We start from the raw sequence: 16663 nt of genomic DNA on the forward strand, positions 1-16663 counted from the left end.
GTCCTTATGCCAATCGAAAATCTCAATGATAGATTGATGTACTAGATATAGATCGATTTATTAACAAATGGAATCAATGCCAAAATCAAAGCCTGAGCATAGTATTCCTTCCTATTGACAGCTCCATTGGTCAGTATTCCTACTGCTCCATTGCCTTGCTTGGAGTTTTCCCTATTGAATACCTGATCATCTGCATCACCCAGCTCCATTCCACCTTTTATCAAGTCCGCAATCACTTTCGGGAGATAAAAAGAGGCTGTTTTTGCCTTACCCACCTTGTCCTCCTTATCGATCACGACCACCCAAGCGAAAGCCGACATTTCATCAGCTTCATTTTCTTCGACACCACCTTCTATCCCAACCCAAAAATCTCCTTCTGGAAAAACAAGTTTGGAATTTTTTGCTCTATTGAATGCGCCAAGGTACGTCTGTTCACAACCTATCGGTTGATCACCAACCTCCGAACTCACATTGAGACCCTCTACCAGAAATGCAGTATTCTCAAACGCTTGATGAAAGGCTGAATCTGTACTACTTATTTTTACAGGATTCTTGCTCCCTACTATGACGAGCAATTGTCTCTGCTCTTCTTTAATGTTTTTTCTCTTTGGAAATGCCATGATTTAATGTTTGTTAGAAAAGCAAAATCACTCTAAATTGAGTATTGAAAGTATATTAAGGCGACACCTTATGTGCCCAATTCCTTTTCAATAAACATATCTTTATGAGAAATACTTTTCAAGTAAAAAAACCTGCCAGACTCAACTAGCAGGTAAGCTTTTATGCCATATTGGTGAAAACCTGATTTACATCATCGTCATCTTCCAACTTTTCAATCAATTTATTAATCTCTTCTTCTTGCTCTTCATTCAGCTCAACTGTGGTAGTCGGAAACCATTGAAAATCTGCGTTGATGATATCAATACTACGTTCTTCAAGAGCTTTTTGCATATTCCCGAAGTCTTCGAATGCCGTGTAAACAAAGATCTCACCCTCATTCTCAGCTACCTCATCAAGTCCAAAATCTATCAACTCCAGCTCCAACTCTTCAATATCATGTTCTCCTTGAGCAAATCTAAACACTGCTTTTTTGTTGAACATAAAGCTTACCGAACCCGATGTACTCAGTGAGCCATTGCTTTTGGAAAAGTAGCTTCTGACATTCGCAACCGTCCTATTGGTATTATCTGTAGAGGTCTCAATGATCACTGCCACACCATGGGGACCATAGCCTTCGTACAATACCTCTTCGTAGTCCTTCTCATCTTTATTTGAAGCTCTTTTGATCGCTGCTTCTATCCTATCCTTGGGCATTGCTGCACCTTTGGCATTTTGGATAACTGTTCTCAGCTTGGTGTTATTTGCAGGATCAGGGCCACCCGCTTTCACTGCCATGACTATTTCCTTTCCTAGGCGAGTGAACACCTTGGACATCTTACTCCAGCGTTTGAATTTTCTTTCTTTTCTAAACTCGAAAGCTCTTCCCATATTAAAACAATTTTTACGACTGTAAAATTAACAAAACTTTTTTATTGAACTTCGTTTAGCTGATGTTGTTTATGCCAAGTATTCAATAAAAATCAATTTTTTACGACCTTTTTTGAATAAATTCGTAACTAAATTTAGCATCTAACAAATCTCCTATGGATTTTTATAAAAACTCTCCACTACCAAACCTTCCCCAATCAAACCTTCCTAAAATTGTTATTATCGGTGCAGGCTTTGCTGGATTGAAAATGGCACGAAAGCTTATGGGGAAACCCTATCAAGTGCTACTTTTAGACAAAAATAATTATCATCAATTTCAACCCCTATTCTATCAAGTGGCAACCTCTGGCTTGGAGCCAAGTGCTATTTCCTTCCCTTTAAGAAAAGTATTTCACCATTCAAAAAACGTGACATTCAGAATGGCTGAAGCCAAGCAGATAGATCAAGGGCAGAAAAGACTCTACACAGATGTCGGTTATGTAGACTATGATTATTTGGTATTGGCACTTGGGACAGATACAAATTTTTTCGGCCTAAAAAATGTAGAAGCCAAAAGTAGTCCGATGAAATCTGTTTCTGAAGCACTTTACATCCGAAACAAAATCATCGCAAACTATGAGACAGCCATCAATGTAGCTGATGTAGATGAGCGTAAACCCATCATGAATATTGTGATCGTGGGTGGTGGGCCTACCGGAGTCGAGCTAGCTGGTGCAGTAGCTGAGTTGAGAAATAATGTATTCCCAAAGGACTACCCCGAGCTGAGTTTCAAGAATATGAAAGTGGTCTTGATCGAAGCAGGACCTAACTTACTCGCAAGCATGTCAGATATCGCCAAAGAGAAAGCGAAAACCTATCTTGAAAACTTAGGAGTAGAGGTAATGTTAGATACCCAGGTATCAGACTATGATGGGGATCTGGTCTATCTGAAAGGAAAAGAGAGTATTAAGACTAAAACTTTGCTGTGGGCAGCAGGAGTAAAAGCAAATAAGATCAAAGGCTTGATAGAAGATCAAGTTCTTCCTAATGGTAGACTGGTGGTTGATCAATACAATAAACTGGCTTGTTCAGATGATATATTTGTTATAGGTGATATGGCATTGATGATTACCGATGAGCACCCCAGTGGCCATCCTCAAATCGCCCAAGTAGCACTCCAGCAAGGTAATAACCTAGCTGACAACCTGATCAAAAACCCAAATGGGCAAAATTGGAAGCCTTTCCAGTACAAAGATCTCGGATCAATGGCTACTATAGGTAGAAAGCTTGCCGTGGTAGACTTACCATTCATAAAATTCCAAGGACTACTCGCTTGGTTAACTTGGCTTTTTGTCCACCTCATGGCTATTCTAGGTGTGAAAAACAAGTTATTCATTTTCATAAACTGGGCATGGAACTACCTAGCGTTCGATCCAAGCCTCAGACTATTGATTAGACCAAAAATGCCAAATAAGGAAGAGAAAGAAGATTTGGTTGAGTCTTAAGTCAGAACTCACCTGTTTTACATTTTTCTTATTAGCAGCTATTGATTCACTATAGAGCCAAAATTCGCAGACCTTTCAGGTTTTCATTGACTACCAATCAGTTATTAGAAATAATTGAGTAAAACCTAGAAGACCTATTGATACTATAAATCAATCGATTACGGAATTCTCTTGCGGGTTTTAGAAAATAAATTAAGCGCAATACCAAGGCTGAAAGTATGACACCTCTTCCTCAAGGCATCACCTTGGGTATCATAAAGCCTTCGTAAGTTATGCTCTGAATGAGTAACTTAAACATATTTCTAATGGTTACTGGTGTGATGGCAGATTTAGGGGTTAATTTTCCGCTAAAATGTTAATTTACTTTAAATTAAGTATGATCTAAAGTACTGATGCCTTATATTAACAATCGATTTAGTTTTTGGCTATGAACGATTTTGATTTTTGTGATTTGTGGGAGATGCTAAAAACTTTTTCTTCTTTAAATCACACAATCAAATACCATGAAAAACCTCTACCTTATCTTCCTCACCATTCTAGTTATCTCTTGCGGTAAATCAGGGGATGCCGTTCACTCTTCAAGCTATGATGATATCAGCATCAGCATGGATACTGTCATCGTAGATTCCAAAGATGAAATCCTTATGGCAGCGACCAGCTCATTTGGGTATTCTTATAGCAATGATTTAGATAAGCTTTTCTATTGGGACGGAAGATCTGCAAGCATGGAGATCATAGACCTTGACCTCTTGGAACTAGTAGAAAAAAAAGAGTTCGAAAAAGAAGGGCCAAATGGAGTAGGTCAATATGCTTATAGCTCCAAATATATAAATGATGAAATATTTGCAGTTGGTGAATGGAACGAAGTAAAAATCATTGATTTTGATGGCAAAGTCAAAAAAAGGATCAAACTTGAAGATGAATGGATTAAGGAAAATTTAGATGAGTCAGAATCTTTGAATCCTTTAGTCTTTTCATCAGATGGTAACTTTATGTACTGTGCTATCACAAATTTTTCTAAAATTAATTCCAATATCGTAGAAGTTGATCTAGAGAATAATACCACCAAGATTTTTGAATTGCCCGAATTCGATAAGCGAGAAAACTTCAGAGTAACTTTCAAATATGATGGTGGCGGAATGTCTATGTATGCCCCAGGCATTTCTACTTTGAAAAACAATGGTAAGATCATTTTTACTTCGGACGCTTTCAGCAATTTGTATGTCTACGATCATGATACAGACTCTGTCACCTTTGAGATGATCACCAATAAACTCACCCCAAATGAGAAAATGGGCACTTATCGCAACGAGGTGTCAAGCCAAGAATCATTTCAAGAAGAGATGAACAAAATCAATCAGGAAATTTCCTTTTCTCAACCTCTATGGGATAATAAAAACAAGGTTTTCTACCGCTTCTCTTACTACGCCAAGCCCAAACTAAACGACGATGAGGAAACCAAGTTCAATGTCTTTTTGAGTATCCTTGATCAAAGCTTCGAGGTAATTGGAGAAAAAGAAATCAGCGAACATTTCAAATCCAGACCTCAAGCATTGTTTGTCAAAGATGGGCTGATTTACAATTACTTGAATGTAGATGACGAATTGGGTTTTGTCAGGCTAAAAATCAATTGATTATTAAATAGCTAAGCAGTTGATGAAAAACCTACTAATTGTGATCGCTTTTATGTTTTTGATTTCTTGCAAAGAGAAGAAATCGGGAACCTACGGCAAGGCTTACGACGAAATTCAGATAACCATGGACACTGTAGTCATTGACTCCAAAGGTGAAATCACAATGGCGGTGACCAGTTTTCCAAATTACCCCCAAAATTCTGATCAAAATAAACTTTACTTCTGGCATGGTAGAACTGCCAGTTTGGAAATTATAGATTTGGATAAGCTTGAACTCATTGAAAAGAGAGAATTCGAAAAAGAAGGGCCCAATGGAGTAAGTCAATATGCGATGCAAGGATATTTGATAGGCGATCACTCACTAGCTTTGATCAACTGGGAACAAGTAACATTAGTCGATTTGCAAGGAAATGTTCAAGGGAGGATCAATTTAAATGATGATTGGATAAAGGATGGATTAGATGATAATGAGTCATTGGCAATACTTGGTTTTTCTTATGATGGAGATTTGATGTTCTGTAGCATCAAAACTTTTTCAAGATTGAACTCCAATATAGTGAAAGTAGATTTGAAGAATAAAACTACACAATTACTTGAGCTGTCAGCGTATGACAAAAGAGAAAACCTCCGGATCACACATAAAACAGAAAGTAATGGAGGCACTTCAATGCTTACGGTTTCACCGAGTCTTGAGTTAGAAAAAAATTATGACAAAGTTATTTTTTGGTCAGATGCCTTCAATAGCATTTATGTCTACGATCCCATGACCGATTCACTAAACTTCAAGACAATCACCAGTACACTTACACCAAACGAGAAAATTGGAAATTTCAAAAATGATGTTACTTCCGATGAGTCTATGCAAGAAGAAATTCAAAAATACTTCTTAGAAATGACCTTTTCAAAGCTTTTTTGGGATGATAAAAACAAAATTTATTACAGGTTTTCATCATATGATTTACCCCAAGTAGCCGATGAAAAGTTAAAAGGAAGGGTCTTTATTAACATAATCAACGAGGCTTTTGAGGTCATCGGGGAAAAGGAAGTTTCGGATATGTTTAAAACAGTGCCCACAGCTCAATTTGTCAAAGACGGATTAATCTATTGTTTTCTCAATGTGAATGACGAGTTGGGATATGTTAGGATCAAGGTGAATTGAAATTTATGATATGAAATATTCTATACTTCCATTTGTCGCTCTACTTCTCTTCTCCTGTGGAGGAAATTCTGATCAAAGTTCGGCTGGAAATTATACCGATATCACCATCAGTATGGATACGGTGGTGGTAGACTCAGGGGATGAGATATTGATGGCAGCGACCAATCCTTATGGACATTCATATTCAAGAGACGCAAGAAGGTTATATTACTGGGACGGGAGATCCGCAGGCCTAGAGATTGTTGATTTAGATAATTTTCAACTACTAGCTAAGAAAACTTTTGAGACTGAAGGGCCCAATGGAGTGGGAAAAGATGCCTACCAATCTTGTTTGGCAGGAGAAGACCGAATGGCGTTTAGTGATTGGAATCAGGTGGTGATCACAGATTTTGAAGGAAATGTCAAAGATAGGATCAAATTGAGTGATGAATGGATTACGGCAAATCTAGATGATACAAGCTCTTTGTCATTACTTGGATTTTCGGATGATTGGAATTGGATGTATTGTGAGATTACGAATTTTTCAAAGTTAAACTCCAATATTGTTAAAGTTGACTGGATCAATAAAACTACTGATCTGATTGAGTTGCCCGAGTTTGATAAAAGAGAGAATTTTAGAGTTACCTTCAAGTCAGCGTCCAATGGAGGAACTTCAATGTCGATGGTGTCTCCAAGTCTTGATTTAGAAAAAAATCGCGAAAAGGTTATTTTTTGGTCAGATGCATTTACTAATGTGTATACTTATGATGCTAAGAATGACTCTCTAAAGTTTGAGCTGATTATCAGCTCACTCACCGCAAACGAGAAAATGGGGACTTACAAAAATGATGTTTCTTCCTATGAAGCGATGTCTGAAGAAATAAGTAAAATAAACCTTGAAGTAAGTTTTTCAAAGCTCTTGTGGGATGATAAAAACAAAATTTACTACAGATTTTCATCCTATAACCTGCCAAAAATAGCCGACGAAGATAGTAAGTCAAGGGTTTTCCTTAGCATCATCAGCGAAAACTTTGAAATGATGGTAGAAAAAGAAGTTTCTAATCTTTTCAAAACAGTACCAGCCGCTCAATTTGTTAAAGACGGCTTGATCTATTGTTTTCTCAATGTGAATGACGAGTTAGGATACGTTAGGATCAAGGCCAATTAACTCATACGATATGAAATATTTTACTTTACTAATTATTGCTCTCGCAATGTTTTCCTGTGGGGGAGATTCTGAGCAACGTTTGGCCAAAGATTATGCTGATTTCACCCTGAGCATGGATACTGTAGTCGTAGACGCAGGGGAGGAAATTTTGATGGCAGGTACAAGCTCCAACTTGAAGATCAATAAAGCTGGTAGTAAGCTTTATTTTTGGGACGTTAAGGCATTTCAACTTGAACTGATAGATGTAGAAAATTTGATATTGGAAGAGAAGAGGCTCTTCGAAAGAGAAGGTCCTAATGGGGTAGGTAGTTATCCTTATGACATTCACTTGATAAATGATGAGAAGATAGCATTTAACAATTTTACCCAGTCGATCATTCTTGCGAAAATGAATGGTGAGGTGATCAAGCATCTAAGCTTAAATAATGAGTTGTTGAAAGAAGGGCTGGACGAAGGTGAATCATTGAACCCACTAGCTTTTTCAGAAGATGGTAAGCTGATGTATTGCGGGATCAACAATTTTTTCTCAAAGTCAAATTCTAATATAGTAGTCGTAGACCTTGAGCAAGAACAAACGCAAGTTATCACGCTGGAAGCCTTTCAAAAACGCGAAAACTTTAGGGTTACATTTTCGAAAAGTAATGGGGAGTATATGGAAGTCTATGCGGATGTTCCCAAATTGGAGGTTATTTCTCACAAAGATCAGTTGATCTTTTGGTGTGATGCTTTCAATGCCATTTACCGCTACGATCCGCAGTCTGCTGAACTTAGGCTGTATGAGATCACCAACTCACTATTTCCAAACGAAAAGTCAGGAACCTATTCCAATGACCCTGATACGATAGAAGAAATGCAAGAGATGACAAAAAAACTGAAGGAAGAGATTCTTTTTAGCAAGCTTTTTTGGGATGCAAGCAATAATGTTTTTTACCGATTTGCCTCCTTCAACCTCCCGACGGTAGGAGACGAAAAGGTAAAGTCCAAAGTTTTTATCAGTATCATCGATGAAAACTTTGAAGTGATTGGAGAGCAGGAAATTTCTGATATCTTCAATAAAGTTCCATCAGCTCTATTTGTTAAAAATGGCCTGATTTACTGTTACTTAAATGTAGATGATGAGCTAGGACTTATAAGAATGAAAATCAATTAAAAGTTACAATATGAAAAACTTAATACTTCCAATAATTGCCCTGGTACTGTATTCTTGTGGGAAAGATGAAGAACAGGGTCTCAGTATTGAAACCAACCTCTCATATTCCTTTGATACCGTGATGGTAGATGCTGGGGACAAGTTTTTGCATTTGAATGACAATCTTTACTTATCTGATCTTTCAGCTAATGAAAGGTATCTTTTCAATTGGAATAGAAATACCAACACCTTGGAGAAAATAGATCTCGATGAATTGAGGCTATTAAATACAGTAAACTTTGAAAAGGAAGGACCAAATGGAGTCGGAGCTTTCACATTTGATTTTGCCATAACACAAGATGATAATAGTCTTTTTTGGTCTTCCAAAAAAGGAGTATGGGATCAGAGTGGAGTACTTATTCGTGAATTACCTATAGACAAGTTATTGGAAAATACGGAGCATACCGACGAAGTGATGTTGTCAAGACTCGTTCAAATTCCAAATGAGCCAGATAAGTACCTTACCTTTCATAGAAAATGGAGGTCTCTTGATTTTTATTTCTTGATTTTTGATTTTTCTGATGACAGTTTCAGAAAGATAGAATTACCTGAACTGCAAAAGCTAGCTGAATTCGAAATCACCTTGCTAAATGGAGGACAATGGATGGGTAGCTTCAATGCAGGAACCATGCAAACAGTCTATAATGATAAAATCATATTGGCTTTGAATTCTTTCAACCAAGCTTACATCTATGACATGAAGGCGGATTCACTCTATTTCAAAACTTGGGACGGGCCAATGGTTGGCAGCAAACAAACTACCCAACTTCCAAAAGAAGTACCAGCTGAAGGAAAAGAGCGAGCCGAGGCTATAAGAAAAGCAAATGAAGAAATCAATTATGGTCCATTTCTTTGGGACATGAAAAATAAAAAGTACTACAGATTCTCAGTTAAAACAATCTACAGTGAAGAATTGACGGAGTTTGAAACTTATAAAGTCAGTGGTGCCGAAGTTTTCTTGAGCATTTTTGATAAAGACTTTGATCTCATTGCTGAGTCAAAAATACCGGAATTCCAGAATAGACCAACCAAGCACTTTGTCAAGGATGGCCAAATCTGGCTCTTTGAGAATATAGACGATGAATTGGGATTTGTGAGGATGAAAATCAAGTAAAAATTAAATAGCTAGAAATGCAAAACCTAATTCTCCTATTTGCTTTTATATTATTGATTTCATGTGGAGGCAATAGAGATTCTAATAGAGAAATTACGATTCTGACCGAACTTACCTATTCCTTTGACACAGTTATGGTAGATACTGGAGATGAATTTTTGAATTTGAATGATAGGCTTCTATTTTCAGATCTTTCTAATGATAGAAAATACTTTTTCAATTGGAATCGCAGTGCCTTTACCATTGAGAAAATTAACCTTGACGAGCTCAAGCTAGTGGATAATATCAAATATGAAAAAGAAGGGCCTGACGGGGTAGGTTTATATGTTAGATACATCGCTAGTAGTCCAGATGGCAATATCATATTTTGGTCTTATGAAAAAAAAGGGATCTGGGATCATCAAGGTAAGCTTATTCGTGACTTATCAATAGAAAGTATTCTGAAAGATTCAGATTTTCCTGAAGATTTTGAGTTGTTTCAAATCACCCAATTCCCAAATGAGCAGGATAAGTTTCTGACATTGTATGATGAATGGGATACCAACACAATAAGTCTCCTGATTTTTGATTTTTCCGATGCCAGTTTCAAAAAGATAGATCTTCCAGAAATAAATAAATCCACTGAATTTTATTCAGAGATTTTATTTAATGGTTCTAAGGTTGGGCGCTTAAATAAAGATGTAGAATATACAGTCGATCAGAATAAGACAATCATTATATCAAACGCTTATAATTATGCGTATATCTATGATATTGTCACGGATTCTTTATCATTTAAGGCTTGGGACGGCCCATTGGTTGGAGACAAAAAGAGGTTTCAGTATCCAAAAGAAGTTGAATATGAAAAACTGTGGGAATCTGTTAGATTATCAGAAGAGGATATCAACTTTGGGGGTTTTAATTGGGATGAAAAAAATAGATTATATTATCGTTTTGCTGTAAAAACAATTTTTGGAGAAGAGAAGTACGACTATGGCGCATTTAAGCCAATTGGTGCGGAAGTTTACCTCAGCATTTTTGATGAAGATTTTAACCTCATCGCAGAATCAAAAATACCTGAATTCCAGAATAAACCAACCAAGCACTTTGTCAAAGATGGCCAAATCTGGCTTTTTGAAAATATAGACGATGAAATGGGCTTTGTGAGGATGACCATAAACTAATATAAAGATGAAAAAAAATATAATTGCATTGATTTCAGGGCTGATCTTGGTAACAGCTTGCTCTACTGAGAAAAACAAATCTCTGGAGAGCTTTGAGTTTAACTTGACTATGGATACAGTTGTGGTAGATGCTGGAAATGAGATTATCAATTTGGTTTACGGACTTAGTAGCCCAGCACTTTCAAAAGATAGAAAGTATTTGTACCACTATACACATGGTCAAGCCACTTTTGATAAAATAAATTTAGAAACACTAGAACTAGAAAAAACCATAAAGTTTGAAAAAGATGGGCCAAATAGCATTGGTTCCTACATTGGAGGATACTCCATCACACCAGAGAACAACTTCATGATCTGGTCCTATGGACTCTATGCCATTTTCAGTCCAACAGGAGAGAAAATCAAAGACCTAGAGTTGGATAAAATTGCTAATGAAGAACTGAATGGAAATGGATCATTCCCGATCCGACTGATTGAAATACCTGGTAAACCAAATGAAATTTATGGTTTTTTTGTACAGTGGAATGACAATGAATATTACCTCATTAAGTTTGATTTGGAAAATAGAAGTTACAAAAGAATATCTCTTCCATTTCCTGAAAAACTCAATGATTTTAGGATGGAAATTGAGTACAATGGACAGGCAGCAGGAGGCTATCACCCTAGCTCTCCCCGTCCAATTATAGTAGAAGATAAGATCATTTTCACTACCACCGCATTCAATGAAGCATACATTTTTGATACCGCTATAGATTCCTTAATTACCAAAAGTTGGGAGAGTTCACTGACCGGCAACAAAAACGAAGCGAAGCTTCCTAAAATCGCGCAAATGGAAGAGGCAGAAGAACATACTAGGAAATTTTCAGAGTCTATAAATTTCTCGATGCCTCAATGGGATCCGATAAGTAAGCAATATGTACGATTATCTCATAAAACAGCCTTTAGCGAAGAGAAGGATGAAAATGGCAGGTTAACTGAATCAAGTGCTATAGTCTACCTAACACTAATGGATAAGGACTTAAATATCATCAAAGAAACCATATTGGAAGGCTACACCAAAACTCCTCCAAGCCATTTCTATATCGATAACACCATCTGGCTCTTTGAAAATATAGACGATGAATTGGGCTTTGTGAGGATGACCATAAACTAATATAAAGATGAAAAAAATTATAATTGGATTGATTTCAGGGCTGATCTTAGTGACAGCTTGCTCTACTGAGAAAAACAAATCTCTGGAGAGCTATGAGTTTAACTTGACTATGGATACAGTAGTGGTCGATGCTGGAGAAGGGCATATTGATTTACGATATGGACTCAGCTATCCCGAGCTTTCAAATGAGGGAAAATTTCTCTTTAATTATGTTTTTAATTCATCCAAGTTTGATAAAATCAATTTAGAGACATTGACCCTAGAAAAAACACTTCAATTTGAGAGAGAAGGGCCTAATGGGATGGGATCCTATATTGGTGGCTATTCCTTGACATCTGATGAGCAAATTATGATCTGGTCCTATGGGCTCAACGCAGTTTTTGACCAGACGGGTAAAAAAATTAAGGATCTAAACCTAGATAAGTTTGGACCACAAGAAATTAAAGGTGCATCATCCTTTCCTATGGGATTGGTCGAACACCCTAATGATCCCTCACAGATTTTTGGTGTTTATATCAAAAGCGAACCAAAAGAATTTTTTATCATGAAATTTGATTTGGAAAAAGAAACTTATCATAAAATTCCATTACCTGAGACAGAAAAGCTTGATGAATTTCACATGGAATTTACCTCTGGTGGTGCGTTTCGTGTCGCTCCTTTTCCAATATTCAACGCTGGAAGAATTATTATGACCAATGATGCTTTCAATGAAGCTTATGTTTATGATATGTCCTTAGATTCTTTGTATTTGATTCCTTGGGATAGCAAGCTTACAGGTAATAAAAATGAAACTGAAATGCCCTCAAAAGTGGATATAGAAAAAGGTATGGTCTTCAGAAGAAAGTTTTTTGAGTCCATAAACTTTATGACTCCAAAATGGGATCCGGTTTCTCAACAATTTGTCCGATTGTCCTTCAAAAACAAGTATGAGGAAGAGCCAGATGAATATGGAAATCCAAAATTCTTAAGATCAGAAGTTTTTTTAACCCTTTTGGATAAAAATCTAAAAATCATTAAAGAAACAAAATTAGAGCATTACACTAAGGAACCATCAAGATATTTCTTTTTAAACAATACCATTTGGCTTTATGAAAACATTGACGATGAATTGGGATTTGTAAGGATTAAACTTGATTGATAGCTTATAAAGCTACACCGAACATTTTTGTCTATTGTACGGCTTGCTGTCCGATGAGGGGACGGTTGCGAACTTATTTTAAAGCAAATACCTGAATATTCAAATATAATAACCTTAAAATCAATAGCTTACAATACTTAGTGTATTGATGGCATTAAATTTTCAATCGCTTCTGAGTCTCAATATCTCAATGCTGACCACTTGTTTTCGATCAAATTCTGTAATTTGAGATAAAATTTATCAAAGGTTCAGTCCATTGCTACATATTCCAGTTCAGTAGCGTGGATTACATTTAACCCAAATATTAATGAAAAGACTGTTATTATTGATTCTATCACTATCCCCAATTGCTTCGGCATTGGCGCAATTGGATGCTAGCCTGATGCGACATCCAGATGTTTCAGACACCCATATTGTATTCTGCTATGGAGATGATATTTGGTTGGTCGCTAAAGAAGGCGGTACTGCACACCGTCTTACTTCCCCGGAAGGCCCAGAAATGTATCCCAAGTTCTCTCCAGATGGAAACCAAATAGCCTTTACAGCTAACTACAATGGCAACAATGATATTTACGTCATGCCTTCCACTGGTGGAATTCCAAAACGCTTGACATATCATGGGATGTCTGACCTTGTACTAGGGTGGACACCTGATGGCAAGTCTGTCCTTTTTTCCTCAGGTCGTGAAAGTGGCAAAGAGAGGTTTTCACAGTTCTACACCGTACCAGTGACAGGAGGGCATCCCTCTAAGCTTGCAGTACCTTATGGAGAGTTTGGATCATTTTCTCCTAATGGAAAATCTATCGCCTACACAGATAGAAGTAGGGTAAATAGAAATTGGAAAAGATACAGAGGTGGGACAGCTCCTGATATCACAGTTTTCAACTTGGAAAACCTTCAAACAGAAAACATCACTTCAAATGATGCCAACGATGAACTTCCTATGTGGATCGATGATGCTATCTTCTACATGTCCGACAATGGGCCAGAAGGACGAAACAACCTTTGGAAATATGATATCAAAGGCAAAAATCATAGTCAATTGACTTCATTTGAGGACTTTGACATCACTTTCCCTTCTAACAGCACCAAAGAAATCGTATTCGAGGCAGGTGGCAAACTTTACCTTTACAATATTGCCTCTTCAAGAAGCAAAGAGATTCCAGTCAAAGTTATTTCTGATCAAAAAGCACTCATGCCAATCCTTACAAATGCCTCTGATTACATGCAATCTGCAAGCATTTCACCTGATGGCAAGCGAGTATTGGTATCAGCACGTGGTGATGTTTTCAACTTACCTGCAAGTGAAGGGTTTATCACCAATGAGACCACTACAAGTGGCGTTGCAGAAAGGTATCCTTCTTGGTCTCCAGATGGTAGACTATTGGCCTATTGGTCAGATGCCTCAGGGGAATACCAACTTCATGTCAAAGATTTAGAAAAGAAATCTACCAAAGAGCTTACCTCATTCAAAAAAGGGTTTTACTACAATATCTACTGGTCACCAGACAGTAAAAAGATTGTTACGATCAATCAGGCCATGGAAATCATGATGATTGAGATCAACAGTGGTGCTGCAAAAGTCATTGACAAAGGCAAATACATGTTTGAAGGTAACCTACAAGGGTTTGAAGTAAATTGGTCTCCAGACAGTAGATATGTTGTCTACAGCATGTCTAAGCAAAATAGAGCAACTTCAGAAATTTACCTATACGAACTAGCCAGTAATAAAGTCAGTCAGATTACTTCTGGCTTTTATGCAGACAATTCACCAGTATTCAGTAGAGACGGTAAGTACCTCTTCTTCACTACCAACAGAAATTTTGACCCACTGTATTCTGACATAGACAACACTTTCATCTATCCAAATACCACTGGAATAGCTGTTGGTACTGTTGCGAAATCAGTTCCTTCACTGCTCACATTGAAGAATGATACCCAAGAGGTGAAAAAAGATGGCGATGATGATAAGAAAAAAGAAGATGATAAGAAGGACGAAGGCAAAGTTGATAAAATAACTTTTGAAGTTGAAGGTTTTGAAGAGAGGCTTGAGATGCTAGACATTGAAGTAGGTAATATTGCATCATTGGCAACCACCAAAGACAAGCTGATATACTTGAGGTATCCAAATTCAGGAAGTGCATCTGGAACAACCTCAAAGCTGGAGTTCTATGATTTTGAAGAAGAAGAATCCAAGACAATCATGGAACGTGTAGGTAGCTACCAATTATCCGCCAATGGCAACAAACTCCTCGTAAGCTCAAGAGGCCAATGGGGAGTGATAGACCCAGCTCCTGGAAAAAACATAGAAGATGCTGTACCTACCAAGGACATGAAGATAGCTGTAGTTCCGGCAGAAGAATGGAAACAAATCTTCCATGAAGTATGGAGGCTCGAAAGAGACTACTTCTACGACTCTACCATGCATGGTGTAGACTGGGATAGCATGAAAACAAAATATGGCAACCTAGTCACTCAAGCTACTTCTAGAAGAGATGTCAACAGCATCATCGGAAACTTGATAGCTGAACTCAATGCTTCACATACATATGTAAGTGGTGGAAGTATGGAAAGTGCCAGTAGCATCAATGTGGGTTACCTTGGAGCTGATTTTTCTTTTGAAAATGGTGCCTACAGAATCAAAAAAATCATCAAAGGTGCGCCCTGGGATCTTGAAGTGAGGTCTCCATTACAAAAGCCTGGTGTTGATATCAAAGAGGGTGACTACATTCTTGAAATCAATGGTCAAACTTTAGACAATGAGAATTCTATCTATGCTGCGCTTCAAGGGCTCGCAAATAAAACTGTTCAACTCACTGTAAATGGTAGTCCAAATACTTCAGGAGCTAGAAAAGTCTTGGTAAAGTCACTTTCCTCAGAAGCAAGATTGAGAAATCTAGCATGGATCAATGGATTCAGGGAGCGTGTAGAAGAAGCAACTAATGGTAAGATAGGTTATATCTTTGTCCCAAGTACAGGAGTAGATGGACAGAATGAACTCTTCCGTCAATTCTACGGACAGATGAACAAAGAAGGATTTATCATCGATGAGCGATTCAACAACGGAGGGCAGATACCAGATAGATTTATCGAACTGCTTGACAGGGGACCATTAGCGCACTGGGCAGTAAGAGATGGTGAAGACTGGGATTGGCCACCTTCAGGAAATTTTGGACCAAAAGTAATGCTCATCAATGGCTTCTCTGGTTCAGGTGGGGATGCTTTTCCAGATTATTTCAGAAAAAGAAACCTAGGACCACTCATAGGAACCAGAACATGGGGAGGGCTGATTGGAATCTCTGGTGCACCCGAACTCATAGATGGCGGCTCTGTAACAGTCCCGACTTTCAGGATGTATGATCCAAATGGCGAGTGGTTCAAAGAAGGTCACGGTGTAGACCCAGATATCGAAGTAGTAGAAGATTTTGGAAGCTTGGCCAAGGGTAAAGATGCGCAACTTGAAGCGGCAATTAAAGAAGTCTTGCGACTTCTAAACAGTTCAGAAGCTTATAAAAGACCAAATAGGCCAAAATATGAAGAGAGGTAGTTTGAGAACACAGTTTAATGTTGTTTACTTAAGCTAAGAAGACTTGACCGGTTAGGCCAACGTATTGGGGTTTATCTCACACATGGGCTATTTGAAGGAAAACAGGGCAGTTCTAATCTAAACGACATTGAATCACAATTCTTGAACTTGATTTGGTAGTAAAATTTGAAAAGCCTCCTTTCATCATTTGATAGGAGGCTTTTCTATGCTATTATACAAAATCTCTAAAGTTTTCCCTTTTAATAGTTTCACTTTGATAGTTTCTTTAAGAATTCTTGGTAACATATTTCTTTCAATTCCCCAAATACAATATAATTCAGCAGCAATTCCGATTTTAAATAATTGAAGTAGTTTGATCAATTTGCTTTAGAAAATAGACATAGGATTCCCATGACCCTGTTTCCAGGGAATTCTTTTTTTTAATTAAACCAGTTTTTGTGTTTTTGC

At 37.5% G+C, this 16663-nt stretch carries 12 protein-coding genes; 10 read left to right on the top strand and 2 right to left on the bottom strand.

All coding sequences use genetic code 11. The features are described from left to right. Nucleotides 1-41: 41 nt before the first annotated feature. A complete protein-coding gene (yjjX, locus tag MM239_RS15360) occupies nucleotides 42-620 on the bottom strand; it encodes an inosine/xanthosine triphosphatase (RefSeq protein ID WP_241349140.1) in 579 nt (192 codons plus the stop codon). Between the two features lie 160 nt (nucleotides 621-780). After that, nucleotides 781-1488, bottom strand: coding sequence for a YebC/PmpR family DNA-binding transcriptional regulator (locus MM239_RS15365; protein ID WP_241349141.1), 708 nt, complete (start codon nucleotides 1486-1488; stop codon nucleotides 781-783). Nucleotides 1489-1643: 155 nt separating this feature from the next. Here MM239_RS15365 and MM239_RS15370 point away from each other — a divergent pair, with 155 nt between their 5' ends. The 10 genes from MM239_RS15370 (at nucleotide 1644) to MM239_RS15415 (ending at nucleotide 16216) form a co-directional block, all read left to right on the top strand. Then, nucleotides 1644-2972 (top strand): NAD(P)/FAD-dependent oxidoreductase, encoded by a 1329-nt coding sequence (locus MM239_RS15370; protein ID WP_241349142.1) that lies wholly within the window; start codon nucleotides 1644-1646, stop codon nucleotides 2970-2972. Nucleotides 2973-3475: 503 nt separating this feature from the next. Next, nucleotides 3476-4606, top strand: a complete 1131-nt coding sequence (locus tag MM239_RS15375) for a DUF4221 family protein (protein WP_241349143.1) — start codon at nucleotides 3476-3478, stop codon at nucleotides 4604-4606. 22 nt (nucleotides 4607-4628) lie between these two features. Then, entirely contained in the window at nucleotides 4629-5765 is a 1137-nt protein-coding gene (locus MM239_RS15380; protein WP_241349144.1) for a DUF4221 family protein, read from the top strand. Between the two features lie 10 nt (nucleotides 5766-5775). Further along, nucleotides 5776-6912 (top strand): DUF4221 family protein, encoded by a 1137-nt coding sequence (locus MM239_RS15385; RefSeq protein WP_241349145.1) that lies wholly within the window; start codon nucleotides 5776-5778, stop codon nucleotides 6910-6912. Nucleotides 6913-6922: 10 nt separating this feature from the next. Then, the gene (locus MM239_RS15390) at nucleotides 6923-8062 is read left to right on the top strand and encodes a DUF4221 family protein (RefSeq protein ID WP_241349146.1); all 1140 of its coding nucleotides are present in this window, start codon (nucleotides 6923-6925) and stop codon (nucleotides 8060-8062) included. Between the two features lie 10 nt (nucleotides 8063-8072). Further along, nucleotides 8073-9215 (top strand): DUF4221 family protein, encoded by a 1143-nt coding sequence (locus MM239_RS15395; RefSeq protein ID WP_241349147.1) that lies wholly within the window; start codon nucleotides 8073-8075, stop codon nucleotides 9213-9215. 17 nt (nucleotides 9216-9232) lie between these two features. Further along, on the top strand, nucleotides 9233-10378 hold the full coding sequence (locus tag MM239_RS15400) for a DUF4221 family protein (RefSeq protein WP_241349148.1): 1146 nt from the start codon (nucleotides 9233-9235) through the stop codon (nucleotides 10376-10378). A 7-nt stretch (nucleotides 10379-10385) separates the two neighbouring features. Then, entirely contained in the window at nucleotides 10386-11531 is a 1146-nt protein-coding gene (locus MM239_RS15405; RefSeq protein WP_241349149.1) for a DUF4221 family protein, read from the top strand. A 7-nt stretch (nucleotides 11532-11538) separates the two neighbouring features. Then, nucleotides 11539-12669: a DUF4221 family protein gene (locus MM239_RS15410; RefSeq protein ID WP_241349150.1), complete on the top strand. Its 1131-nt coding sequence runs from the start codon at nucleotides 11539-11541 to the stop codon at nucleotides 12667-12669. A gap of 307 nt (nucleotides 12670-12976) precedes the next feature. Further along, complete coding sequence (locus tag MM239_RS15415; protein WP_241349151.1) at nucleotides 12977-16216, top strand: S41 family peptidase; 3240 nt, start codon at nucleotides 12977-12979, stop codon at nucleotides 16214-16216. Nucleotides 16217-16663 lie beyond the last annotated feature (447 nt).

Source organism: Belliella filtrata (genome assembly GCF_022549775.1).
Taxonomy (GTDB): Bacteria; Bacteroidota; Bacteroidia; order Cytophagales; family Cyclobacteriaceae; genus Belliella; species Belliella filtrata.